General features: G+C 67.7%; 23 protein-coding genes. 6 read left to right on the top strand and 17 right to left on the bottom strand.

Annotation, left to right across the window (positions count from 1 at the left end; genetic code table 11):
• Window positions 1-31 precede the first annotated feature (31 nt).
• Entirely contained in the window at window positions 32-1,372 is a 1,341-nt protein-coding gene (gene gcvPA, locus ACWIGM_RS13270) for an aminomethyl-transferring glycine dehydrogenase subunit GcvPA (protein ID WP_454026389.1), read from the top strand.
• On the top strand, window positions 1,372-2,946 hold the full coding sequence (gene gcvPB / locus ACWIGM_RS13265) for an aminomethyl-transferring glycine dehydrogenase subunit GcvPB (protein ID WP_454026388.1): 1,575 nt from the start codon (window positions 1,372-1,374) through the stop codon (window positions 2,944-2,946). The genes gcvPA and gcvPB overlap by 1 nt, the downstream gene beginning before the upstream one ends.
• A 6-nt stretch (window positions 2,947-2,952) precedes the next feature.
• Here the strand turns inward: gcvPB and ACWIGM_RS13260 are convergent, their stop codons facing one another.
• Both ACWIGM_RS13260 and ACWIGM_RS13255 read right to left on the bottom strand, forming a co-directional pair.
• Window positions 2,953-3,378 carry a type II toxin-antitoxin system VapC family toxin gene (locus ACWIGM_RS13260; protein WP_454026387.1) on the bottom strand — a complete coding sequence of 142 codons (426 nt, stop codon included), beginning with the start codon at window positions 3,376-3,378 and terminating at the stop codon, window positions 2,953-2,955.
• Window positions 3,375-3,638: a type II toxin-antitoxin system Phd/YefM family antitoxin gene (locus ACWIGM_RS13255; RefSeq protein WP_454026386.1), complete on the bottom strand. Its 264-nt coding sequence runs from the start codon at window positions 3,636-3,638 to the stop codon at window positions 3,375-3,377. Before ACWIGM_RS13255 ends, ACWIGM_RS13260 begins: the two co-directional genes overlap by 4 nt.
• Before the next feature lie 168 nt (window positions 3,639-3,806).
• On the opposite strand from ACWIGM_RS13255, the gene ACWIGM_RS13250 reads away from it, so the two are divergent.
• On the top strand, window positions 3,807-5,117 hold the full coding sequence (locus ACWIGM_RS13250) for a L,D-transpeptidase family protein (protein ID WP_454026385.1): 1,311 nt from the start codon (window positions 3,807-3,809) through the stop codon (window positions 5,115-5,117).
• A gap of 91 nt (window positions 5,118-5,208) precedes the next feature.
• On the opposite strand, the gene ACWIGM_RS13245 is transcribed toward ACWIGM_RS13250, so the two are convergent.
• The 9 genes from ACWIGM_RS13245 to ACWIGM_RS13205 all read right to left on the bottom strand — a co-directional run bounded on the left by ACWIGM_RS13245 (window position 5,209) and on the right by ACWIGM_RS13205 (window position 13,721).
• Complete coding sequence (locus ACWIGM_RS13245; RefSeq protein ID WP_454026994.1) at window positions 5,209-5,691, bottom strand: F0F1 ATP synthase subunit B family protein; 483 nt, start codon at window positions 5,689-5,691, stop codon at window positions 5,209-5,211.
• A gap of 8 nt (window positions 5,692-5,699) precedes the next feature.
• The gene (locus tag ACWIGM_RS13240; RefSeq protein WP_454026384.1) at window positions 5,700-6,254 is read right to left on the bottom strand and encodes a F0F1 ATP synthase subunit B; all 555 of its coding nucleotides are present in this window, start codon (window positions 6,252-6,254) and stop codon (window positions 5,700-5,702) included.
• 124 nt (window positions 6,255-6,378) lie between these two features.
• Window positions 6,379-6,606: a F0F1 ATP synthase subunit C gene (locus ACWIGM_RS13235; protein WP_091831801.1), complete on the bottom strand. Its 228-nt coding sequence runs from the start codon at window positions 6,604-6,606 to the stop codon at window positions 6,379-6,381.
• A 62-nt stretch (window positions 6,607-6,668) separates the two neighbouring features.
• Window positions 6,669-7,415: a F0F1 ATP synthase subunit A gene (locus ACWIGM_RS13230; protein WP_454026383.1), complete on the bottom strand. Its 747-nt coding sequence runs from the start codon at window positions 7,413-7,415 to the stop codon at window positions 6,669-6,671.
• Between the two features lie 48 nt (window positions 7,416-7,463).
• On the bottom strand, window positions 7,464-8,036 hold the full coding sequence (locus ACWIGM_RS13225; RefSeq protein WP_454026382.1) for an AtpZ/AtpI family protein: 573 nt from the start codon (window positions 8,034-8,036) through the stop codon (window positions 7,464-7,466).
• 118 nt (window positions 8,037-8,154) lie between these two features.
• A complete protein-coding gene (gene smc / locus ACWIGM_RS13220; RefSeq protein ID WP_454026381.1) occupies window positions 8,155-11,610 on the bottom strand; it encodes a chromosome segregation protein SMC in 3,456 nt (1,151 codons plus the stop codon).
• Between the two features lie 165 nt (window positions 11,611-11,775).
• Window positions 11,776-12,396 carry a DsbA family protein gene (locus ACWIGM_RS13215; RefSeq protein WP_126113484.1) on the bottom strand — a complete coding sequence of 207 codons (621 nt, stop codon included), beginning with the start codon at window positions 12,394-12,396 and terminating at the stop codon, window positions 11,776-11,778.
• Between the two features lie 83 nt (window positions 12,397-12,479).
• The gene (locus ACWIGM_RS13210) at window positions 12,480-12,977 is read right to left on the bottom strand and encodes a DUF721 domain-containing protein (protein ID WP_454026380.1); all 498 of its coding nucleotides are present in this window, start codon (window positions 12,975-12,977) and stop codon (window positions 12,480-12,482) included.
• A 51-nt stretch (window positions 12,978-13,028) separates the two neighbouring features.
• Complete coding sequence (locus ACWIGM_RS13205) at window positions 13,029-13,721, bottom strand: DUF4336 domain-containing protein (protein WP_454026993.1); 693 nt, start codon at window positions 13,719-13,721, stop codon at window positions 13,029-13,031.
• Between the two features lie 174 nt (window positions 13,722-13,895).
• Here ACWIGM_RS13205 and mutY point away from each other — a divergent pair, with 174 nt between their 5' ends.
• Together mutY and ACWIGM_RS13195 are read left to right on the top strand one after the other, a co-directional pair.
• A complete protein-coding gene (gene mutY, locus ACWIGM_RS13200) occupies window positions 13,896-14,966 on the top strand; it encodes an A/G-specific adenine glycosylase (RefSeq protein WP_454026379.1) in 1,071 nt (356 codons plus the stop codon).
• A 31-nt stretch (window positions 14,967-14,997) separates the two neighbouring features.
• Entirely contained in the window at window positions 14,998-15,255 is a 258-nt protein-coding gene (locus ACWIGM_RS13195) for a GDCCVxC domain-containing (seleno)protein (RefSeq protein ID WP_454026378.1), read from the top strand.
• 16 nt (window positions 15,256-15,271) lie between these two features.
• On the opposite strand, the gene ACWIGM_RS13190 is transcribed toward ACWIGM_RS13195, so the two are convergent.
• The 5 genes from ACWIGM_RS13190 to ACWIGM_RS13170 form a co-directional block, all read right to left on the bottom strand.
• Complete coding sequence (locus tag ACWIGM_RS13190; protein WP_454026377.1) at window positions 15,272-16,474, bottom strand: site-specific DNA-methyltransferase; 1,203 nt, start codon at window positions 16,472-16,474, stop codon at window positions 15,272-15,274.
• Between the two features lie 220 nt (window positions 16,475-16,694).
• On the bottom strand, window positions 16,695-17,486 hold the full coding sequence (locus ACWIGM_RS13185) for a PhzF family phenazine biosynthesis protein (protein ID WP_454026376.1): 792 nt from the start codon (window positions 17,484-17,486) through the stop codon (window positions 16,695-16,697).
• A 16-nt stretch (window positions 17,487-17,502) separates the two neighbouring features.
• On the bottom strand, window positions 17,503-18,123 hold the full coding sequence (locus ACWIGM_RS13180; RefSeq protein WP_454026375.1) for a ribonuclease HII: 621 nt from the start codon (window positions 18,121-18,123) through the stop codon (window positions 17,503-17,505).
• A 60-nt stretch (window positions 18,124-18,183) separates the two neighbouring features.
• Window positions 18,184-19,077, bottom strand: coding sequence for an alpha/beta fold hydrolase (locus tag ACWIGM_RS13175; RefSeq protein WP_454026374.1), 894 nt, complete (start codon window positions 19,075-19,077; stop codon window positions 18,184-18,186).
• A 71-nt stretch (window positions 19,078-19,148) separates the two neighbouring features.
• Window positions 19,149-20,336, bottom strand: a complete 1,188-nt coding sequence (locus tag ACWIGM_RS13170) for a PA0069 family radical SAM protein (RefSeq protein WP_454026373.1) — start codon at window positions 20,334-20,336, stop codon at window positions 19,149-19,151.
• A 116-nt stretch (window positions 20,337-20,452) separates the two neighbouring features.
• Between ACWIGM_RS13170 and ACWIGM_RS13165 the strand changes: the two genes are divergently transcribed.
• Window positions 20,453-20,941 (top strand): hypothetical protein, encoded by a 489-nt coding sequence (locus ACWIGM_RS13165; protein ID WP_454026372.1) that lies wholly within the window; start codon window positions 20,453-20,455, stop codon window positions 20,939-20,941.
• A 3-nt stretch (window positions 20,942-20,944) separates the two neighbouring features.
• On the opposite strand, the gene ypfJ is transcribed toward ACWIGM_RS13165, so the two are convergent.
• On the bottom strand, window positions 20,945-21,835 hold the full coding sequence (gene ypfJ, locus ACWIGM_RS13160; protein ID WP_454026371.1) for a KPN_02809 family neutral zinc metallopeptidase: 891 nt from the start codon (window positions 21,833-21,835) through the stop codon (window positions 20,945-20,947).
• Between the last annotated feature and the right edge of the window lie 49 nt (window positions 21,836-21,884).

Here is a 21,884-nt window from a genome sequence, read left to right as displayed (position 1 = left end):
GCCTGAGCATGACGCCATTCAAGGAACCTCCATGCGCTATCTCCCCCTGACCGAGACCGACCGCGAGGATATGCTCGCGCGCATCGGCGTCGCCGATGTCGACGCACTTTTCTCCGACGTGCCGAACGGCAAGCTGCTGAAAGAGCCGCTCGATCTGCCGCGCGCCAAGGGCGAGCTCGAGGTCGAGCGCATCCTCGGCAAGCTATCGGCAAAGAACACGGCGGCCGGCTCGGTGCCGTTCTTCGTCGGGGCCGGCGCCTACAAGCACCATGTTCCCGCGACGGTCGATCATCTGATCCAGCGCTCGGAATTCCTGACCAGCTACACGCCCTACCAGCCCGAGATCGCCCAGGGCACGCTGCAATACCTGTTCGAGTTCCAGACCCAGGTCGCGGCGCTGACCGGCATGGAGGTCGCCAACGCCTCGATGTATGACGGCTCGACCGGTACGGCCGAGGCGGTGCTGATGGCGCACCGTGTCACCAGGCGGCGCAAGGCAGTGCTCTCCGGCGGCCTGCATCCGCATTACACCCAGGTCGTCGAAACTCTCTCCGAGATGGCGAACGACGAGGTCGTGGCGTTGAAGCCCGACGTTCGCGCCACTGAAGACATCCTCGCCGCGATCGACGACAGCGTCTCCTGCGTCGTCGTGCAATCGCCCGACGTCTTCGGCAATCTGCGTGACCTCAGGCCGATCGCCGAGAAGGCGCATGCCCATGGCGCGCTGTTGATCGCGGTCTTCACCGAGGTCGTCTCGCTCGGCGCGGTGACGCCGCCCGGCGCCCAGGATGCCGACATCGTGGTCGGCGAGGGCCAGTCGATCGGCAACGCGCTGAACTTCGGCGGCCCCTATGTCGGCCTGTTCGCCGCCAAGTCGAAATATGTCCGCCAGATGCCGGGCCGGCTCTGCGGCGAGACCGTCGATGCCGATGGCCGCCGCGGCTTCGTGCTGACGCTCTCGACCCGCGAGCAGCACATCCGCAGGGACAAGGCGACCTCGAACATCTGCACCAATTCGGGCTTGTGCGTGCTGGCCTTCACCATCCACATGACGCTGCTCGGCCAGGCCGGACTGGCTCTGCTCGCCGAGGTCAACCACGCCAATGCGGTGAAGCTCGCCGACGCGCTTGCCGGCGTGAAGGGCGCTGAAGTCCTGAACGAGAGCTTCTTCAACGAGTTCACGGTGAAGCTCGCCAAGCCGGCGGCCGAGGTGGCCGAGGCGCTCGCCGCCAAGGGCGTTCTGGCCGGTGTGCCGGTCTCGCGCCTGCTGCCGAGTGCCGGGCTCGACGATCTCCTGATCGTCGCCAATACCGAAGTGAATACGGCTGAGGATCGGGCGGCCTTCGTGGCGGCGCTCGCGGAGGTGCTGTGATGCTGAACCGTCAGGGACGTCCCACCCAGGCCGGTGAGGCCGCCGCCGAGGTCCACGAGACCTTCACCGGCAATCGCGCGCTCCAGCAGATCGAGCCGTTGATCTTCGAGATCGGCCATCACGAATCGACCGGTGTCGACATCGAGAAGCCGGCGCCGTTCAAGAGCCGCCTCGGCAAGCATGCCCGGCAGGGCGAGATCGGCCTGCCCGGCCTCTCCGAGCCGGAGGCGATGCGCCATTATGTGCGCCTCAGCCAGAAGAATTACGGCATCGACACCGGGCTTTTCCCGCTCGGCTCCTGCACGATGAAGCACAATGCCCGCCTCAACGAGAAGGTGGCGCGCCTGCCGGGCTTCTCCGACGTGCACCCGCTGCAGCCGGTCTCGACCGTGCCGGGCGCGCTCGATGTGATGCTGGAGCTCGCCCGCTATCTGATGACGCTGACCGGCATGCCGGCGGTGGCGCTGTCGCCCAAGGCCGGCGCCCATGGCGAAGCCTGCGGCATGATGGCGATCAAGGCCGCGATCGAGGCCAAGGGCGAGGGCGCGACCCGCAACGTCGTGCTGGTTCCCGAGTCGGCGCATGGCACCAACCCGGCGACCGCCGCGCTGATCGGCTTCTCGGTGAAGGCCGTTCCGGCCCGTCCGGACGGCACCGTCGCGGTCGAGGACGTCAAGGCGCTGCTCGGCCCCGAGGTCGCCGCGATCATGCTGACCAACCCGAACACCTGCGGCATCTTCGAGCCGCAGATCGTCGAGATCGCCGCGGCGATGCATGAGGCCGGCGCCTATTTCTACTGCGACGGTGCCAACTTCAACGCCATCGTCGGCAAGGCGCGTCCGGGCGATCTCGGCGTCGACGCCATGCACATCAACCTGCACAAGACCTTCTCGACCCCGCATGGCGGGGGCGGCCCGGGCGCCGGCCCGGTCGTGCTGTCGGAGCGGCTGGCGCCGTTCGCGCCGGTGCCGTTCATCCATGTCGAGGGCGGCAAGTCGCGTCTCGTCGAGCACAAGGCCGATGCGCCCGAGGGGAACGACCCCTTCGGCCGCATGACCGCCTTCCATGGCCAGATGGGCATGTATGTCCGCGCGCTCGCCTACATGCTCAGCCATGGCGCCGACGGCATGAAGCAAGCCTCGGAAGATGCGGTGCTGAACGCCAACTACATCCGCGCCGGCCTCGCCGACCTGATGTCGCTACCCTTCCCGGACCATCCCTCGATGCACGAGGCGCTGTTCGACGACGAGTGGCTGAAGGGCACCGGCGTCTCGACGCTCGACTTCGCCAAGGCGATGATCGACGAGGGCTACCACCCGATGACGGTGTATTTCCCGCTCGTCGTCCATGGCGCCATGCTGATCGAGCCGACCGAGTCCGAATCGAAGGCCTCGCTCGACCTCTTCATCGCGACGCTGCGCGACCTCGCCATCGCGGCCAAGGGCAACGACAAGAGCCGCTTCACCGCCGCTCCGCACCACGCCCCGATCCGTCGCCTCGACGAGACGAGGGCCGCGCGCCAGCCGGTGCTGAAATGGGAAAAGCCCGCGCCGGTGAAGGAAGCGGCGGAGTAAGAGGGCTTAGGGCTGCTCGATCCAGGGGTCGAGCAGCCGCAGGCCGAGGCGATCGAAATCCCGGATGTTGCGCGTGACGAGCGTCAGGTCGCGCGCGACGGCGGTCGCGGCGAGCAGGCCATCCATTGCTTTGAGATTCGTGCCCCTGCGTTCCGACAGTGCCATCAACTCGCCCCAAGCCGCTGCGATGTCGACATCGATGTTGAGGATGCGGCTGCCGAAGCGAGCGGAGACGTCCTGATCGAGCCAGTTTTCGAAGGCTAGGCGCCTTCGGCCGTGTTCCATGCGCGCTATGCCGAAACGAATTTCGGCAAGGGTGATGACACTGACGTGCAGCCGGTCTTCGAAGGCATCCACGAACTGCGACACATTCGGTGACGCGTTGGGGCGGATCAGCTCGGAGACGACATTGGTGTCGAGCAGATAGATCACAGATCGATCTTACGTGGCGGGTGGTCCAGTCGCTCCAGTTCTATCCCACTATCGTAGAGCGGCGAATTCCGGAAGAACTCGGACAGCGTGCCCTTCGGCGCCGTCTTCTTCTCCCACTCCTCCACCGACACCAGCACCGCCGCCGGCTTGCCGTTGCGCGTCACCATCTGCGGTCCTTCAGATTTCGCCTTGTCGATCAGCTCCGAGAAGCGTGCCTTGGCGTTGGCGACGGTCCATGTTTCCTTGGGGATCGCGGTCATGCTGGTCTCCGCAGAAAAATGACTATCTTGACCATATAGGTCAGAGTTTGGTTCGAGCAAGGCGGAACCTGCCCTTTCGTCACCTGAGCCGGCTGCCTTAAGGCTTCCTTGACCATATGCGAGGGAAGCTTCCAACGGCGTGTATGTTCGCGCCTTGGAAGCTCGGCCATGTATCGCGTTCGCCTTCGCCATGTGCTCACCGCCGCGGTCTCCTTCGCGGCGATGCTCTCGGCCTCCCGCGCCGAGGAGCCGGGCTATGGCCCCAAGACCTATGACCGCACGCTCGAGGCGCTGATCGCGCATGAGGACATCGCCGGCCGCGGCGGCTGGCCGAAGATCAGCAACGCGGCGACCGCGCTGAAGCCCGATTCGCAAGGGCCGGACGTCGCGCTGCTGAAGCAGCGCCTGATGCTGAGCGGCGACCTGCCTCCCGATTCGCTGCAGGGCGACGTCTATGATGCCGCCGTCGTCGCCGCGGTGAAGCGCTTCCAGCGCCGCCACGGCCTGTCGGATCTCGGCACGGTCGGTCGCCTCACTCTGAAGGCGCTGAACGTGCCGGTCGAGGTCCGCCTCAACCAGCTGACCGCGACGCTGGAGCGGCTCAAGGGCAATGGCTTCAGCTTCACCGAGCGCTATGTCGTGGTGAACATTCCTGGCGCCAGTGCCGAGGCGGTGGAGCGTGGCGTCGTCCAGCGCCGCCATCTCGCCGTGGTCGGCCGGCCCGACCGGCCTTCGCCGGTGCTGCAGGCCAGCATCACCTCGGTCAACCTCAATCCCTACTGGACCGTGCCGATGTCGATCGTAAAGGCCGACATCATCCCGAAGATGCGCAAGGAGCCGGACTTCATCGCCAAGTCCAACATGAAGCTGCTCGGCGCCGAGAATCGCGAGATCGACCCGGCCAGCGTCAATTGGGCGAGCCTGAGCAATCCGTACTTCTACGTTCGGCAGGAGCCGGGCCCGACCAACTCGCTCGGCCAGCTCAAGATCGACATGCCGAACGCCGAGGCGGTCTACATGCACGACACGCCGAAGAAGTCGCTGTTCCGCAACGATGTCCGCTTCAACTCTTCCGGCTGCGCCCGCATCGAGGGCGTGCGCGACCTGGCGGCCTGGCTGCTCGAGGGAACAGAGTGGACGCAGCCCGCGATCGAGGCCGAGATCGCCAAGGGCGAGCGCAAGAACATCACGCTGAAGAAGGCGGTGCCGGTCGCCTGGGTCTACATGACCGGCTGGCAGGATGCCGAGGGGCTGGTGCAGTTCCGCGATGACATCTATGGGCTCGATACGCCCCATGGCATCGTCACCTCGACGATCCAGCCGCGTCGGCCGAAGCCCAAGCCGGTCGTCGCGCCCACGGCGGCGCCGGCGACGGCCAAGCTGCCTCAGCCCGTCGTCCGTCCCGTGCTTCCGAAGGCTGTCGCGGCTCCAGCCGCCACGCCGCTCCCGCCTCCCGGGACGGCCGTCGCCATCCAGTAGGGTGGGGCTTCGCCCTCCGATCGATCAAACAGAAACGCCGCGGTCCGAAGACCGCGGCGTTTCTGTTTTGCTTTGGTGAGGCTCGCGCAGCTCAGTTGAGCTTGGCGCGCACGTCCTTGAGACCGGCGGCGATCAGGTCGGCACCGGCCTTGCCGGCGACCTGGCCACGCAGGATGACCTCGGCGGCGCGGGTCGCAGCCTCGGCGGCGGCGGCACGGACCTCGGCGGTGGCCTGGGTCTCGGCCTGGGCGATCTTGTCCTCGGCCGACTTGGTCCGCCGGGTGACGAACTCCGCCAGCTTCTCCTCGGCGTCCTTGGCGAGGCGCTGGGCCTCGTCCTTGGCGTTGGCGACGATCGCCTCGGCCTCGGCCTCGGCGGCCTTGCGCTTGCCCTCGAACTCGGCGAGCAGCAGCTCGGCCTCGTGACGCAGGCGGCGGGCCTCGGCGAGTTCGCGGGCGACGAGCTCGCCGCGGGCGTCGAGCGCGCCGATGATGCCCTTGAGAGCGCCCATCTTCACCGCCATGGCGAGGAAAATGACCGTCGAGACGAGAACCCAGAAGGTCGGATTGCTCAACATGGTGCTCAGCCTCCCAGCGCGGTCTTGACCGCCTTGGCGGTGTCGGCCGGGGCCGGAACCGTGCCGGTCAGGTGACCGACGATGGCGCCGGCCGCGTCGGCGGCGATCGCCTCGACATGGCTCATCGCCTCGGTCTTGGTGGCGACGATCTTGGCTTCGGCGTCGGCGAGCTTGGCGGAGAGGTCGGCCTCGACGCTCTTGCGCCGCTCGGCGCTGTCGGCGCTGACCTTCTCGCGCGTCTCCTGCGCGATCGCCTGCGACTTGGCGCGGGCCTCGGCAAGGGACTTCTCATAGGCCTGGCCGGCCTCTTCGGCCTTCGCCTTCATCGCGGCCGCCTCGTCGAGATCGTTGCCGATCTTGTTGGCGCGGTCCTCGAGGATGCTGCCGAGACGCGGCACGATGACCTTGGCGGCGAGCCAGTAGAGGAAGCCGAAGGTGATCGCGAGCCAGAGCAGCTGCGAGGCGAAGGTTTCACCCTGGAAGGGCGGGAAGCCGCCGCCATGGGCGGGAGCCGCGCCGCCATGGGCGGTCGTTCCGGTGGTCGTGGCTGGCGCTGCCATCACTGAACCTCATCCGGCCGCACGAGCCCGGACGGTTCGCACGGCGATAGGGAAGGGAGGCGGGAGCCCGCCGCATGACGCCTTGTGAGGCGTCGCCCGCGGCAGGCTCGGGTAGCGTTCGCGATCAGACCGCGAAGAGCAGCAGCAGCGCGATCAGCAGCGAGAAGATGCCGAGCGCTTCGGTCAGCGCGAAGCCGAGCAGCAAGGTGCCGCGCTGGCCATCGGCCGCCGACGGGTTGCGCAGGGCGCCCGAGAGGAACTGGCCGAAGAGGTTGCCGAGGCCGATGCCCGCGCCGGCCATGCCGAGGCAAGCGAGACCAGCGCCGATGTACTTGGCTGCGACGGGATCCATGGAAATGCTCCTTAGGGGGATAGTTGTTGTGACAGTCGAGGGGTGAACTTGAACCTGGCCGCTCAGTGGCCCGGATGCAGGGCGTCGTGCAGGTAGATGCAGGTCAGCACGGCGAAGACATAGGCCTGCAGCCCGGCGACCAGGAATTCCAGCGCGATCAGCGCGATGGTCAGCACGAGGGGCAGCGGCGAGAGGATGGCCCAGCCGCCGGCGAAGAGCAGCGTCGCCACGAAGCCGGCGAAGATCTTCAGCGCGATGTGGCCGGCCAGCATGTTGGCGAAGAGACGGACCGACAGGCTGATCGGGCGCGAGACGAAGGAGATCACCTCGATCGGCACCAGGATGATCAGCATCAGCGGATGCACGCCCTTGGGCACGAACAGGCCGAAGAAATGCGAGCCATGCTTTGCGATGCCGTAGATGATGACGGTGAGGATCACGAGCGCGGCGAGCGCGGCGGTGACGATCAGATGGCTGGTGACGGTGAACGCGCCCGGGATCATGCCGAGCATGTTGCAGGCCAGCACGAACATGAAGAGCGAGAACACCAGCGGCATGAACTTCATGCCGTCATGGCCGGCCGAGTCCTTCACTGTGTTGGCTACGAACTCGTAACCCATCTCCGCCAGCGATTGCAGCCGGCCCGGAACCAGCGAGCGGTTGCGCGTGCCGTAGACGAAGAGCAGCACGATGACGGCGACGGCAGCCACCATGAACAGGGCCGAATTGGTGAAAGCGATTTCGCTTGCACCGATCTTGCCGAGCGACACGATCGGTTTGATCTCGAATTGTTCGATCGGACCAGCCATCTCTCGCCCTTGTTCCTGCCATAAGACGGCCCCTTTCGGAGCCGCGCCTCAGTTCTGCGCGCCCGACTTATCGTCAGTGCGCGATTTCATCAAGCCCGCTGCGCGCACGACGTTCATCACGCCAGCGCCGAAGCCGAGCATCAGCAGGACGATCATCCCGAAGGGCGCCGTCCCCAGCCACTTGTCGACGGCCCAGCCGAGCATGCCGCCGACGATGATGCCAGCAACGAATTCCGTGGAAAGCCGCATCGCCTGGCCGATTCCGCTGGAATCGGAGGGAGTGGCCTCGCGCCGGATCTCGGCTTCCGTCTGGTTGGTCGCACGTTTCAGGCCTGCATCGAGGGATTTGAGCCGGCTTTCCAGGCTCGCATCCTTGTCTGTAGTCCGCTGCGGACCCGAACCTTTGTCGTCCTGGCCCGTCATCGCCGCTTGACCGTCGTCATGACACGACCCCTCCGTGCTCGGTCCCCTGGAGAACCGGACAATACCGGAATTGTCGCTGATTTGCGCTGCCTGAGCCGGCTGATCCGTTGCCGGATCAGCATGGCGGGCGCTCATCGGATTGCCGATCACCCCGTGCGATGAAAAAGCCCCGCCGCCCGGAAAAATCGGGGGCACCATATTGACGGGGTCATATGGTGTCAAGCCGGGTGGGTGGTGATTAATGCCTTGAAAAATAAAATGATTTTAGAGTTCGTCGAAGCGTTGGGAGCGATTCTTGTGCGCCGCGGCGAAGGAGTCAGACCGCCTCGCGGATGCGCTCGGCGGTGGCGAGGTCGACCGAGACCATCTGGCTGACCCCGCGCTCGGCCATGGTGACGCCGAACAGCCGGTCCATGCGCGCCATGGTGATCGGGTTGTGGGTGATCAGGATGAAACGCGTCGAGGTGTTGCGCGCCATCTCCTCGAGCAGGTCGCAATAGCGCTCGACATTGGCGTCATCGAGCGGCGCGTCGACCTCGTCGAGCACGCAGATAGGCGAGGGGTTGGTCAGGAACACCGCGAAGATCAGCGCGGTCGCGGTCAGCGCCTGCTCGCCGCCCGAGAGCAACGTCATCACCTGCGGCTTTTTGCCCGGGGGGCGGGCGATGATTTCGAGCCCGGCTTCGAGCGGATCTTCCGAATCGACCAGCGTGAGCTCGGCCGTGCCGCCGCCGAACAGCACACCGAACAGATGCTGGAAATGGCCGTTGACGATCTCGAATGCGGCAAGAAGCCGCTCCCTGCCTTCGCGATTGAGCGCTCCGATCGCCTGGCGCAGGCGCCGGATCGCCTCGGTCAGGTCGTCGCGCTCGGTCGCGAGGCCGCTGCGCTTGCCCTGGACCTCGGTCAATTCGTCGTCGGCGCGCAGATTGACCGCGCCAAGCCGCTCGCGCTCGGCCTTGAGCCCGCCGAGCCGGCGCTCGACATCCTCCGCATCCGGCGGCGTGTCCCCCACCTTCAGCCCGGCGAGCTGGTGCAGGTTCGCAACTTCCGTTTCCAGCCCGTCGACGATCTGGCGCACGACATCGGCGAGGCGCTGGCGCGCGGCTTCCAGCCTGGCCTCGGCGCTGGCCCGGCCTTCGCGTGCAGCCGACAGCCCTTCGAGCGCGGCGCGCGCCTGCCGGTCGGCTTCCGCCTGCGCGACCTCGCCGGCGGCGAGCTTGTCGGCGGCGCCGCGCCGGTTGCCCTCGGCAGTTTCGATCTCGGCCAGGAGCCGGCGACGCTCGACCAGGAAAGTGTCGGGTGCCTCCAGCAACGCCTTGTGCTCGCCCGCCGTCGTCTCGATTCGCAGGCGCGTATCGGCTGCGCTCTGCTCGCTCGCCGCCGCCCGCTCGCGCCAGGCGAGCAGCTCCTGGGCGATCGCCTCGCGCCGGCGGCTGCGCAGCTCCGCCTCACGCCCTTGCGTCTGCACCCGCGCCCGCGCTTCGGAGGCCGCCGCACGCCGCTCGCCCAGTTCGGCGCGGGCGGCGAGCAGGGCGCTCTCCAATTCGGGCGCAGGAGCGAGGCCGGCGACATCCTGATTCGCGGTCTCGGCCTGCGCCTGCGCATCGGCGATGTTCTGGCCGAGCCGGCCGATCGCTTCGGTCAGGGCCGAGCGGCGTGCGGCGGTCTCGCCGGCCTTGCGCTCTGCCTGCGCCAATCGCTCGCGCGCCTGGTCGAGATTGCGCCGGGCTTCGCGGGCCGCCTCCAGCGCCTTCGTCTCGGCCTGTGCGGCGGCTTTTGTGCGCTCGCTCGCTTGGTCGAGCCCGTCGCGCGCCGCTTCGGACGCCTCGCGCGCTCCTTGCGCTTCCCGTTCGAGATCACCGAGCCGGTTCTTCTCGGCGAGCCGGCGGGCGGCGGGCGAGGGCGCCTCGGCCGCACTGGTGAAGCCGTCCCAGCGCCAGATGTCGCCCTCGCGGGAAACCAGCCGCTGGCCCGGCAGCAGCTTCGGCCGCAATCCAGCGCCATCGGCCCGGGAGACGACACCGATCTGGCGCAGGCGCCGCGCGAGCGCCGCCGGCCCGCGTACATGCCTGGCGAGCGGCTCGACACCGTCCGGAAGGGCAGGGTCGCTCTCGCCGTTGTCGCTCTCGGACCAGTGCGCCGGTGCGCTCGGATCGACAGAAGCGTCGAGATCGTCGCCGAGCGCTGCGCCGAGCGCCGTCTCGTAGCCCTTGGCCGCAGCGATCGAGTCGAGAATCGCTGGCCAGCGCCCCCCCGATGCGGGAGCGAGCAGCTTCTGCAGGGTGCGGACTTCGGTTTCGAGGCGCTGCGCCTTGCGGTCGGCCTCCGCGACCGGCCCGCGCAATCGCGCTTCGTCCTCGCGGACGGTGGCGAGGGCGCTACGCGCCGCGCCGGCAGCGGCATCCGCGCCTTGCATCGCCGCTTCAGCCGTCGCGACCGTGCTGCGCAGCCCGTCGAGCGAGGCGGCGGTGCCGTCGGCATCGAGCGCCGCCTGGTCGCGCTGCAGCCGCTCGCGCTCTGCCGCATGGCGAGCCTCGCGCTCCTTGGCCTCGCGCAGGGCCCGTTCGAGCGCACCGCGCCGGGCGGCCAGCTCAGACAGCCTTGCCTGCACCGCGGCATGCTCGGCTTCCGCTGCCGCCAGCGCCTTCTCGGCCTCGGCGAGTTCGGTTGCCGCCGCCTTGCTGCCACCGGCAGCGGCTTCGGCCTCCAGCCGCAGGCTCTCATCCTCGGCCGTCAGTCGCGACAGGCTCTCGTTCGCATCCTTGCCGAGGCTGTCCTGCCGGGCGAGGTCGCCCTGCAGTTCGGCGAGCCGCTTGGCCAGTTCCTCGGTGCGCTGCTTTGTGCGCCGGTTCTCGGCTTCGATTTCGTCGAGGCCGCGCTTCAAGCGAACGAGCGCGGCCGCGGCGGCGGCCTCGCCCTCGCGCAGCGCCGGCAGCGCATGCGCTGCGACCGCCTGCAGCCGCGCCGCCTCGGCCTGGACGCCGGTCTTATCGGCGACCTCGCGTACGGCCGCTTCGAGGGCGCGCTCGGCCACCGCTTCCTGAGTCCGCGCCTCGTGATGGGCGATCAGAGCCAGCACGGCCTCGGCCTTGCGGATGTCCGAGGCGAGGTTGCGATAGCGCGTCGCCTGCCGCGCCTGGCGCTGCAAGGCCTCGACCTGCCCGTCGATCTCGGCGAGCACGTCTTCGAGCCGATTGAGATTGTCCTCGGCGCCCTTGAGGCGCAATTCCGCCTCGTGCCGGCGGCTGTGCAGCCCGGCGATACCTGCGGCGTCCTCGAGGATGCGCCGGCGCGATTGCGGCTTGGCCGAGATGATCTCGCTGATCTGGCCCTGGCGCACCAGCGCCGGCGAGCGAGCGCCGGTCGCCGCATCGGCGAAGAGGAGCTGCACGTCGCGGGCGCGCACCTCCTTGCCGTTGATCCGGTAGGTCGAACCTTCCTCGCGCTCGATCCGGCGGGTGACTTCCAGCACCTCGGCGTCGTTGAAGGCGGCGGGTGCCTTGCGGTCGCTGTTGTCGAGGGTGAGGGCGACCTCGGCCATGTTGCGGGCCGGGCGCTCGGACGAACCGCCGAAGATGACGTCGTCCATGCCCGAACCGCGCATGTTCTTGAACGAGCTTTCGCCCATCACCCAGCGCAGGGCTTCGACGAGATTGGACTTGCCGCAACCGTTCGGCCCGACGACGCCGGTCAGTCCCGGCTCGATCTGGAACTCGGTCGGTTCGACGAAGGTCTTGAAGCCGGCAAGCTTGAGGCGCGTCAGATGCATCGACGCCTCGCTCCTTCTCCCCCCGGGGGAGAAGGTGTCTGCGAAGCAGACGGATGAGGGTGGTACGACTGGGTGAGACGAGGGGAGGCTACGGCTGACCTTCCCTCATCCGTCAGCGCTTCGCGCTGCCACCTTCTCCCCCGAGGGGAGAAGGACAAGCGCGCGTCAGCTGCCGAGCAGCGGCTCGAGGATCTTGTCGAATTCGGCGAGGCTGAGTGCACCGGAGCGCTTCTGCCCGTTTATGAAGAAGGTCGGGGTGGAGTCCACGCCAGCCTTGGCTCCACCTTCCTTAACCTGCGTGACAGCGTCGTAAATGTCCTGACGTTTCAGGCAGGCCTCGAAAGATTCCTGTGTGAAACCGGCCTGCTTGACCAAGTTGGAGAGCGCATCCACCGGCTTCTCGGTGAAGGCCCAGTTCCGCTGCTGCGCGAACAGCAGGTCGGTCAGCGGGTAATATTTGTCGGTGCCGTTGCAGCGCGCCAGCATGAAGCCGGCCGTGGCGAGCGGATCGAGCGGGAATTCGCGCAGCACGAAGCGCACCTTGCCGGTGTCGATGTACTTGGCCTTCAGCGCCGGCCAGGTGTCCTTGTGGAAGGTGGCGCAGTGGCTGCAGGTCAGCGAGGCGTACTCGATGATCGAGACCTTGGCGTCGGCACTGCCGAGCCAGACGTCGCCGAGCGGATTGGCGACACCGGGAAGGGTCTGGGCCGAGGCGCCCTGGCTGGCGAGAAGCGGCGAGAGGGCCAAGGCGGCGGAGCCGATCAACACCTGGCGGCGGCTGGTCATGAGACAATCCCTGGTGGCAAAGTAATTGCTGCGGACCATAGTCACGATCAGGATTGTGGCAAGATCGGTTCGCTGCTTCCCGCTCACGAAGCCGTGTCGTCGACTGCGGCCTGGCGCCGCTGAGCGATGCCGCGCCCGAGCCGCGCCAGCGCCGCGCGCAATTCGGCGTTCTCGACGCCTGCGACCTGTGCCTCGATCCGCGCCAGCGCGGCGGGGTCCGGCGGCGGGGCCGGCTTCGGCGCGGGCGGCGGCGCGACCGGCCCCTGCTTCAGTACGAGCTTGCCGACGGCGCGCCAGCCGAGATGACTGTTGACCCGCTCCAGTACCAGCGGCCCGAGCTGCTGCATCTCCAGCGCGAAGGCGCCCTCGACGCGCACCACCAGCGTCGCCGGGTCCGACAGCTCGCCCGGCGCGCCCCGCCGCCGCGGCCAGTCGATCTTGAGCGGCCGCGTGCGCTGCGCCAGCCGTTCCCCGACGATCTCCGGCCAGAAGGCGACGACCGAGCGTCCCGCGAAACCCTGCGCGGCGAGCGCGGGTGCGAGGCAGTCGTCGATCAGTTCGGCGAGAGGTTTGGCGGGCATGGGCTATTTTGCGATGGCAGGTAGTGCCGACGCAAGCTGCGCCTTCGGCGATCAACCTATCAGCCAACGAAACGCCCGCTTGAGGAAGGCATGGCCATCGACACGGACCGGGGTTCCATGCGCCATCAGCACCTTCCCGGCCGGCCAGGACAGCAGGCGTTCGGCTGCGGCCCGTGCCGCCTTCCGGTCGGTGAAGGCGAGGCGGAATTTCCGTGGCACCGAGGGTTCCGGGGCGAGCATCTGGTCCCATTTCGCGATGAGCGCTCGCCAGCCGCTGAACCAGCGGGGCGGGAACTGCTGCAACAGGTCGGTGAACAGCACCGTGCCGCTCTTGGCATGAAAGAAGACGACTTCGGTCGTGATCACATTGCCCGCCATGACGATGTGAGCGATCTCGCTCGTCCAGGGCAGGATCGCCTCATCGGTGACCTCGGCATCGAAGGCGAGGTCCCTGCGCTTCTGCTGCAATCCCGGCGCGGCATAGAGGCGAGCCTCGGGATAGGCCTGCTTCCAGCTCGCGATGAACAGGTCATGCAGCGAGTTGGGCGCGACGAGATGGCGGACGGGGCCGAGCGAAGCCAGCTCCGTCTTGAGTTCCTCGCTCAGCGCCGTCGGCGACCAGACGAGCAGCTCTCCGTCAGCGAGGCGGATCACCGCCATGCGCGTCGGGTAGTTAAAGCCGAGCGCCGCCGTCACCTGCGGCCCGCTCGCGATCCAGATGTCGGGACCGAACTCTTCCAGCACAGCCGTCACGACAGCACCGCCTTGTCCTGCTTTGCGAAAACTCCTGCCGATTGCGAACATTTGTGTGACGGCTCCCGCCAGGCAACGGCATTGTGGTCATGGTGCCCCTGCATGCATCGCAGTGACCTCTGGTGCCTTTACCTGTCCCGCCCGACGCCATTACACCCGGGGACCATGGACGCTCTCACTCCCCAGCCTCGCGCTGCCGATCTCCTCGCCTGGTATGACCGCCATCGCCGTGTCCTGCCCTGGCGGGCGCTGCCGGGCGAGCGGGCCGATCCCTATCGCGTCTGGGTCTCCGAGATCATGCTGCAGCAGACCACGATCGCGGCGGTGAAGCCCTATTTCGAGCGCTTCATGGCGCGCTTCCCGACCGTCGAAGCCCTGGCGACGGCGTCCTCGGAGAACGTGATGCAGGCCTGGGCCGGTCTCGGCTATTACTCCCGTGCCCGCAATCTCCACGCCTGCGCCAAGGCGGTCGCGGATCAGCATGACGGCCGCTTTCCCGATACGGAGGAGGGCCTGCGCGCCTTGCCCGGTATCGGCATCTACACGTCGGGGGCCATCGCGGCGATCGCCTTCGACCGGCCGGCGGTCGCGGTCGACGGCAATGTCGAGCGGGTGATCACCCGGCTCTTCGCCATCGAGGATGAGATGCCGGGCGCCAAGCCGCTGATCCGCGAGCGGGTGCTGGCGCTGCTGCCGCACGGCCGGCCCGGCGATTTCGCGCAGGCGCTGATGGATCTCGGCGCGACGATCTGCACGCCGCGCTCGCCGGCCTGCGGGCTCTGTCCCTGGCGCGAGCCCTGCCAGGCGCGCATCGAAGGCACGCAGGAGAGCTTTCCGCGCAAGGCGGCGAAGAAGACTGGCAAGACCCGCTATGGCGCGGCCTTCGTGGCGATGCGCGAGGATGGCGCCGTGCTGGTCCGTACCCGGCCGGCCAAGGGCTTGCTCGGGGGCATGGTCGAGGTGCCCGGCAGCGACTGGCGGGCGGATTACGAGCTGGCCGATGCCTTGCGCGATCAGCCGGTGCCGGCGCGATGGCAGAAGCTGATGCTGCCGGTCCGCCACGTTTTCACGCATTTCCCGCTGGAGCTGACGGTCTTCGCCGGGCGGGTCCCGCTGGAGACGCAGGCGCCGGAGGGAATGCGTTTCACGCCGTTCAAGCGGCTGAAGGAGGAGGCGTTCCCGAAAGTCTTCCTGAAGGCGCTCGAAGCAGGGCTGGAAGAGTTGCGGCGCTCCTGACGGGGCGAGATCTGCTTTGCGGAGGACTGTGATGACCGATGCAATGACGTCAATGATGCAGCCGGAGCTTCGCAGCGAGATCACCTGCCCGGAGTGCGGCCATCGCAAGGTCGAGACGATGCCGGTCGACGCCTGCCAGTTCTTCTATCAATGCGAGGGCTGCGGCAGCGTGCTGCGGCCGATGGCCGGCGATTGCTGCGTGTTCTGCTCTTACGGCTCGGTGCCGTGCCCGCCGATCCAGCTCGAACGCTGGACCGGTAGTGGGAGCAGCTGCTGCCGCACCGGTTGATCTCTGAAACGGCGGCCTAGGCCGCCGCCAGCTGCGCCCTGATCTCGCCGCGCAGGACATCGAGCAGCATGGCTTTGCCCTCGCGCTCGACATGCCAGAAGGTCCAGCCATTGCAGGCCGGCAATCCTTGCGCCAGCGCGCCGACCTTGTGGATCGAGCCGACGGCGGGGCCGAGCACCAGCGTGCCGTCGGCGCGGATCGTGGCGCTGTGGCGGCGCTTCTCGTCGAAGACGCGCTCGCCCGCCTTGACCAGCCCGGCCTCGACCAGGCTGAGGAAGGGTACGCGCGGCTCGCTGCGCTTCGACGGGGCGGTGGAGAAAGCTTCCGGCGGCAGCGGCTGAACCGCGGCGATGCGCTCGCGCGCGGCCTTGGCATAGACCTGCTCACGCTCGATGCCGATGAAATGGCGGCCGAGCGCCTTGGCGACAGCGCCGGTGGTGCCGGTGCCGAAGAAGGGATCGAGCACGACGTCGCCGGGATTGCTGGCCGAGAGCAAAACGCGGGCGAGCAGTGATTCGGGCTTCTGGGTCGGGTGGACCTTGGCGCCCTTGTCGTCCTTCAGCCGCTCCTCGCCGGTGCAGAGCGGCAGATACCAGTCCGAGCGCATCTGCAGGTCGTCATTGCCGCCCTTCAGCGCCTCGTAGTGGAAGGTGTATTTCGAGGCTTCGCCGCGCGCCGCCCAGATCAGCGTCTCATGCGCATTGGTGAAGCGCCGGCCGCGGAAATTCGGCATCGGGTTGGCTTTGCGCCAGACGATGTCGTTCAGCATCCAGAAGCCGAGATCCTGCAGGATCGAGCCGACGCGGAAGATGTTGTGGTAGGAGCCGATCACCCAGAGCGCGCCGTCCGGCTTCAGCGCCCGGCGGCAGGCGGTGAGCCAGGCGCGGGTGAAGGCGTCGTAATCGGCGAAGGAGGCGAACTTGTCCCAGTCGTCGTCGACGGCATCGACGAGGCTGTCGTCGGGCCGGCGCAGATCGCCGCCGAGCTGCAGATTATAGGGCGGGTCGGCGAAGACGAGGTCGACGCTGCCCGGTGGCAGCGCCTCGATCGCGGCGACGCAATCGCCGACGATCACCTGGTCGAGCGGAAGCTCGCGAGGCAGGATCTCAGAGTGGAGAAGGCTCTTGGCCTTCATCCGGGCCCCCAGCGCGGGCCGTCCGGTACGCGAAACCTGAATCCGGACGGGAGCGCTGGCGGTCCCGGTACGCGAGGTACTCATGACGCCAAGACCGTTACGCAACTTCAACAGTCGCGATCCTGGCCGGTCAGGGTAAAGGTCGGGTTTCCGGGTTGAAAAAAATGCGTCCCATTCTGGGGCTGCAATTTTTGCCTAGCCCATTGAATATGTTTGGAAATTCGTAACGGAGATTAAGGAAGGGTAACCGGCTTCCACCTGCCGCAGCGGCAGCTTGGGGGAAGCTCAGCCCGCCCCTGAACCGTCAATCGGGCAGATAGATTTCGGCCTTCATGAAGGTCACCGCCTGCCCGGTGATCAGCACGCGCTCGCCCGCCATTTCGCAGCTGAGATGCCCGCCACGTGCCGAGGCCTGGAATGCCTCGAGGTGGCTCTTGCCGAGCTCGCTGGCCCAGTATGGAACGAGGGTGGCGTGGATCGATCCGGTGACGGGATCCTCGGGGATGCCGGCGCTGGGGGCGAAATAGCGCGAGACGAAATCATAGGTGTCGCCACGGGCGGTGATGCCGAAACAGAGCGGGGCGAGAGTCGCGATCGCCGCCGCATCGGGCACGAAGGCACGCACGGCCTGCTCGTCAGCCAGGACAGCGAAGACGTTCTCGAAATTGCGGAAGAGCGCAAGCGGCGGGACCGGGAAGAGCGCCGCGATGACCGCAGGCAGTGCCTCGACCGGCTCCGGGGCGAAGGCCGGCAGGTCGAGCCGGTAGCCGTTTTCCTGCCGCGAGACCCGGATCGGCCCGACGCGGGTCAGGAATTCCATGTCGCCTGACACGCTGTGGGCACTGGCGAGGACATGCGCGGTCGCGAGCGTGGCATGGCCGCAGAAATTGACTTCGTGGACCGGGGTGAACCAGCGCAGATCCCAGCCGTTGCCGTTCGGGCGGGCAAAAGCGGTTTCCGCCAGATTGTTCTCGTTGGCGATCGCCTGCATCGTCGCTTCCGGCAGCCAGTCGTCCAGGATCAGAACCGCGGCCGGGTTGCCGCCAAACACCTGGTCGGTGAACGCGTCGACCTGATGCATCGTCAAGATGGGCATGGCGTCTCCGGCAGGCTCAAGCGATCGAGCGCGACCAGACACCTTTGATCGGAGCGAAGGAATAGCGATGCGCGGGGCAGGGGCCATGCGTCTTCAGCGCGGCACGGTGCGCGGGCGTTCCGTAGCCGGCATGGCTGGCGAAGCCATAGGCCGGGTAGGTCAGCGAAAGCCGCGCCATCATCCGGTCACGCATCACCTTGGCGACGATCGAGGCCGCGGCGATCGAGGCGATCAACCCGTCGCCGCCGATGATCGACTCGCAGCCGCAGGCCAGCGCCGGCGGATCATTGCCGTCGACCAGTACGAGATCGGGCGAGAGCGGCAGCGCTCCCACCGCTCGCCGCATGGAAAGCAGGGTCGCCTGCCGGATGTTGATCCTGTCGATCTCGGTGGCAGAGGCGCTGCCGACGCCGACCGCCAATGCGCTGGCGAGGATCAGGACGCAGAGCTCCTCGCGGCGCTGGGCGGTGAGCTCCTTCGAATCGGCCAGCCCGTCCGGGATCGCCAGGGGATCGAGGATGACCGCGGCCGCCACGACCGGGCCGGCGAGCGGCCCGCGCCCGACCTCGTCCACGCCGGCGACGCGGGCGCGCCCGGCAATCATCGCGGCCTGCTCGCGGCTGAAATCGGCGGTCATGATTTCGCTATGCCAGATGATGGCGCGAAGGTCTGCCGTCGCCTGCGTCACATCCACAGTTCAGCTTCGATCCCGGAAGAATGCGCGCAAGGCTTCCGCCGTCGCCTCTGGATGCTCTTCCGGGAAGAAATGCCCGCCGGCAACGGCGCCGCCCTCGATGCGATCGGCCCAGCGGCGCCAGATCGCGAGCGGTCCGCCATCGGCCTCATACCATTGCGCCAGGGCGCCCTCGGAACTCCACAGGGCGAGCATGGGACAGGCGATGCGCCGCCCGTGCCGCTGGTCTTGCGCGTCATGCTCGCGGTCGATCCCGGCCGCGGCCCGATACTCCTCGCAGAGCACGTGGATATGATAGGGATCGCCGAGAGCCGCGACATAGGCCTCGCGGGCGGCGGCTGAGAAGGTCGAGGCCGGCGTGCCCCAGCCATTGAGCGCGCTGTCGATGATCGCATCCGGTGCCGCCGCGAGCAGCCGCTCCGGCAGGGGCTCGGGCTGGGCGAGTAGCGACCACGGCCAGAAGCCGAGCGCGAAGCGGGAATCGGCACGATCCCAGGCTTCGGCCGTCGGCACGATGTCGAGCACGGCGAGCTTCGCGATCCGCTCGGGATGGTCGAGTGCCAGGCGGTAGGCGACGCGGCCGCCGCGATCGTGACCGGCCACGCAGAAGCGGCGGAAGCCCAGCTTCTCCATGACTGCGACCATGTCGGCGGCGAGGGCACGCTTGCTGTAGGGCGCGTGGTCGGCGGTCGAGGGCGGGCAGGAGCTTGCGCCATAGCCGCGCAGATCTGCGCAGATGACGGTGAAATCCTCCGCCAGCAGCGGAGCTACGTCCCGCCACATCAAATGCGTCTGCGGGAAACCGTGCAGCAACAGGAGCGGCGGGCCGAAGCCCGCTCTGCGCAGGAAGATCGTGGCCTCGCCCGTTTCGATTACCTCGCTGCTGAAATTGTCCATGACGGCCTCCGCTTCATAGGCGGAAACGCATGGCGGTCCGATCGGTGCCGCGAGGCGCCGGGCCGGAGCGCTCAGAACAGGCTGAGCTGCGCCTTCTCCTTCTCCGGCTTGACGAAGAGGTCGGTGCGCAGGCGCAGCCGCGTGCTGTTGAAGCCGAGCCGCTCGGCGGCCATCTCGAAGCGCCGGCCGATCATCCAGGCATAGGGGCCGGAGCCGACCTGGCGCTGGCCCCACGCAGCGTCATAGTCCTTGCCGCCGCGGGTCGAGCGGATCAGCGAGACGACATGGCGCATCTTGTCGGGGTGATGCGTCACCAGCCAGTCCTGGACGATGTCCTTCACCTCGAGCGGCAGGCGCAGCAGCACATAGCCGGCCTCGCGCGCACCCGCAGCTTTGGCGGCGTCGAGGATGCGCTCGATCTCATGCTCGTTGATCGCCGGCACGATCGGCGCAACCAGCACCGTCACCGGGATGCCGGCCTCCGAGAGCTTGCGGATCGTCTCGATGCGCTTGGCGGGCGCGGCGGCGCGCGGCTCCATATTGCGGGCAAGCTTGGGATCGAGCGTCGTCACCGAGAGCGCGACCTTGACCAGCCCCTTCGCCGCCATCGGCGCGAGAATGTCGATGTCGCGCTGGACCAGCGCCGATTTGGTGACGATGCCGACCGGGTGATTGAACTTCGCCAGCACCTCCAGGATCGACCGCATGATCCGCAGCTTCTTCTCGATCGGCTGGTAGGCGTCGGTATTGGTGCCGATCGCGATGGTGCGCGGCTGGTAGCTCGGCGAGGACAGTTCCTTCTCCAGCAGCAGCGCCGCGTCAGGCTTGGCGGTCAGCTTGCTCTCGAAGTCGAGCCCGGGCGAGAGGCCGAGATAGGCATGGCTCGGCCGCGCAAAGCAGTAGACGCAGCCATGCTCGCAGCCGCGATAGGGGTTGATCGAGCGGTCGAAGGAGATGTCGGGCGAGTCGTTCCTGGTGATGATCGTGCGCGGCTTCTCGACCGAGACTTCGGTCTTGAATGGCGGCAGTTCGCCGAGCGAGTCCCAGCCGTCATCCTCGCTGATGCGCTGCTCGGCTTCATAACGGCCGCCGGGATTGATCGTCGCCCCGCGTCCGCGCCGCCTGTCAGGGTCGATCTGGCTGCCGATATGGGCGAGCGGGTCGACAGGTGCGAGTCGCACCGGAGCGGACACCGTGCCCGGCTCGTTGTCGCGGCGCTTGAGCGGTTGCGTCCTGGCTGAGGGCCTGGCCTGCAGCATGGCTTCGTCTCCCGGCGGAATCGGTGGTTCCGAGACCAAGGAATGTGAACATAAAGGGAACAAAAGGCAAGTGACAGGATTGCGACATGTTGCACTGCGTCATAAGCTGGGTGCCCATGATCACCGCCGTCATCCGGGCCAATCGTGACGCCGAGGCGCTCGCCGCGACCTTGTCCGTGCTGATTCCGGCCGTCGCCAAGGGCGTGATCGGCCATGCCGTGGTGATCGACGATGGCGACGATGCCGCGATCGCCCGCCTCGCCGACGAGACCGGCGCCAGCTATGTCAGGGCGAAGAACGGCGAAGCCTGGTCGTCCGGGGTCGCAGAGGCGCGCGGCGACTGGGTGATCCTGCTCGAGGCCGGCGACCTGCCGGAGCCGGCGTGGACGCCGAGCATCGAGCGGCATCTGCTGACGGCGGCGGCCAGGCCAGCGCTGATGCCGCTGCGCGGAATGGCTGCCGCCTTGCGCGAATGGGGCGCGGTCTCGCTGCGCTCCCGCGGCGTCAGGGCGGGGCTGCTCGCGCCGAAGAAGCAGATCCTCTCCGGCCGGCTGGCACGCGCGCCGCGCCGGCTCACGGTCCGCCGCGAGCGCGCCGTGCTCTGAAACTCAGAGCTGGTTGGTGCGGAAGGTGTCGCAGCTCTGCATCGAGCCGGATTTGAAGCCGGTGTTGAACCAGCGCGTGCGCTGCGCCGACGAGCCGTGGGTGAAGGAATCGGGCACGACCACACCGCGGCCCTGCTGCTGCAGCTTGTCGTCGCCGATCGCCGCGGCCGTTCGCATCGCCTCGTCGATGTCGCCGGGCTCGATCCGGTCCATCGCCTGGAGATTGTAGGCCCAGACGCCGGCGAAGCAGTCGGCCTGCAATTCGACGCGCACCGAGAGCGCGTTCGATTCGCGCTCGGAGATCCGTTGGCGCAGCTCGTTCACCTTGGGCAGGATGCCGAGCAGATTCTGGATGTGATGGCCGACTTCATGGCCGACGACATAGGCATAGGCGAAGTCGCCGCCGCCGCCGAGCTTGCGCTGCATCTCCTGGAAGAAGGAGAGGTCGAGATAGACCCGCTGGTCGTTGGGGCAGTAGAACGGCCCCATTGCCGCCTGTGCCGTGCCGCAGCCCGAGCGGTCGACGCCGCTGAACAGCACCAGCTTCGGCTGCACATATTTGCGGTTGGCCTGCTGCGGCAGCACCTTCGTCCAGATGTCCTCGTTCTGCGCCAGCACGGCCGAGACGAAGCGGCCCATCTCGTCCTGCGGCGGGCCGGCCGATTTGCGCTGCTCCTGCGTCGGCGGGCTGCGGCCGCCGATGCCGCCGATCAGTTCGGCCCCGCCGATCAGGAGGCGCGGGTCGATGCCGAGCGCCCAGCCGAGCAGGCCGAGCACGACCATGGTGCCGATGCCAATGCCGCCGCGCCCGCCGGGAAGGCCGGCATATTCGCCGCCGCCGCCGCCGCGCCGGTCCTCGAGATTCTCGGACTGGCGGTAATCTTCCCAACGCATGCGCGAGCCCTTGTTGCAGCGCCGCCAATGTCGGCGAGGATGCGGAGGA

It is taken from the genome of Allobosea sp. NPDC055332 (genome assembly GCF_053645455.1).
Note: the sequence above shows the minus strand (reverse complement) of the source record. Positions and strands in the feature narration are given on the sequence as shown.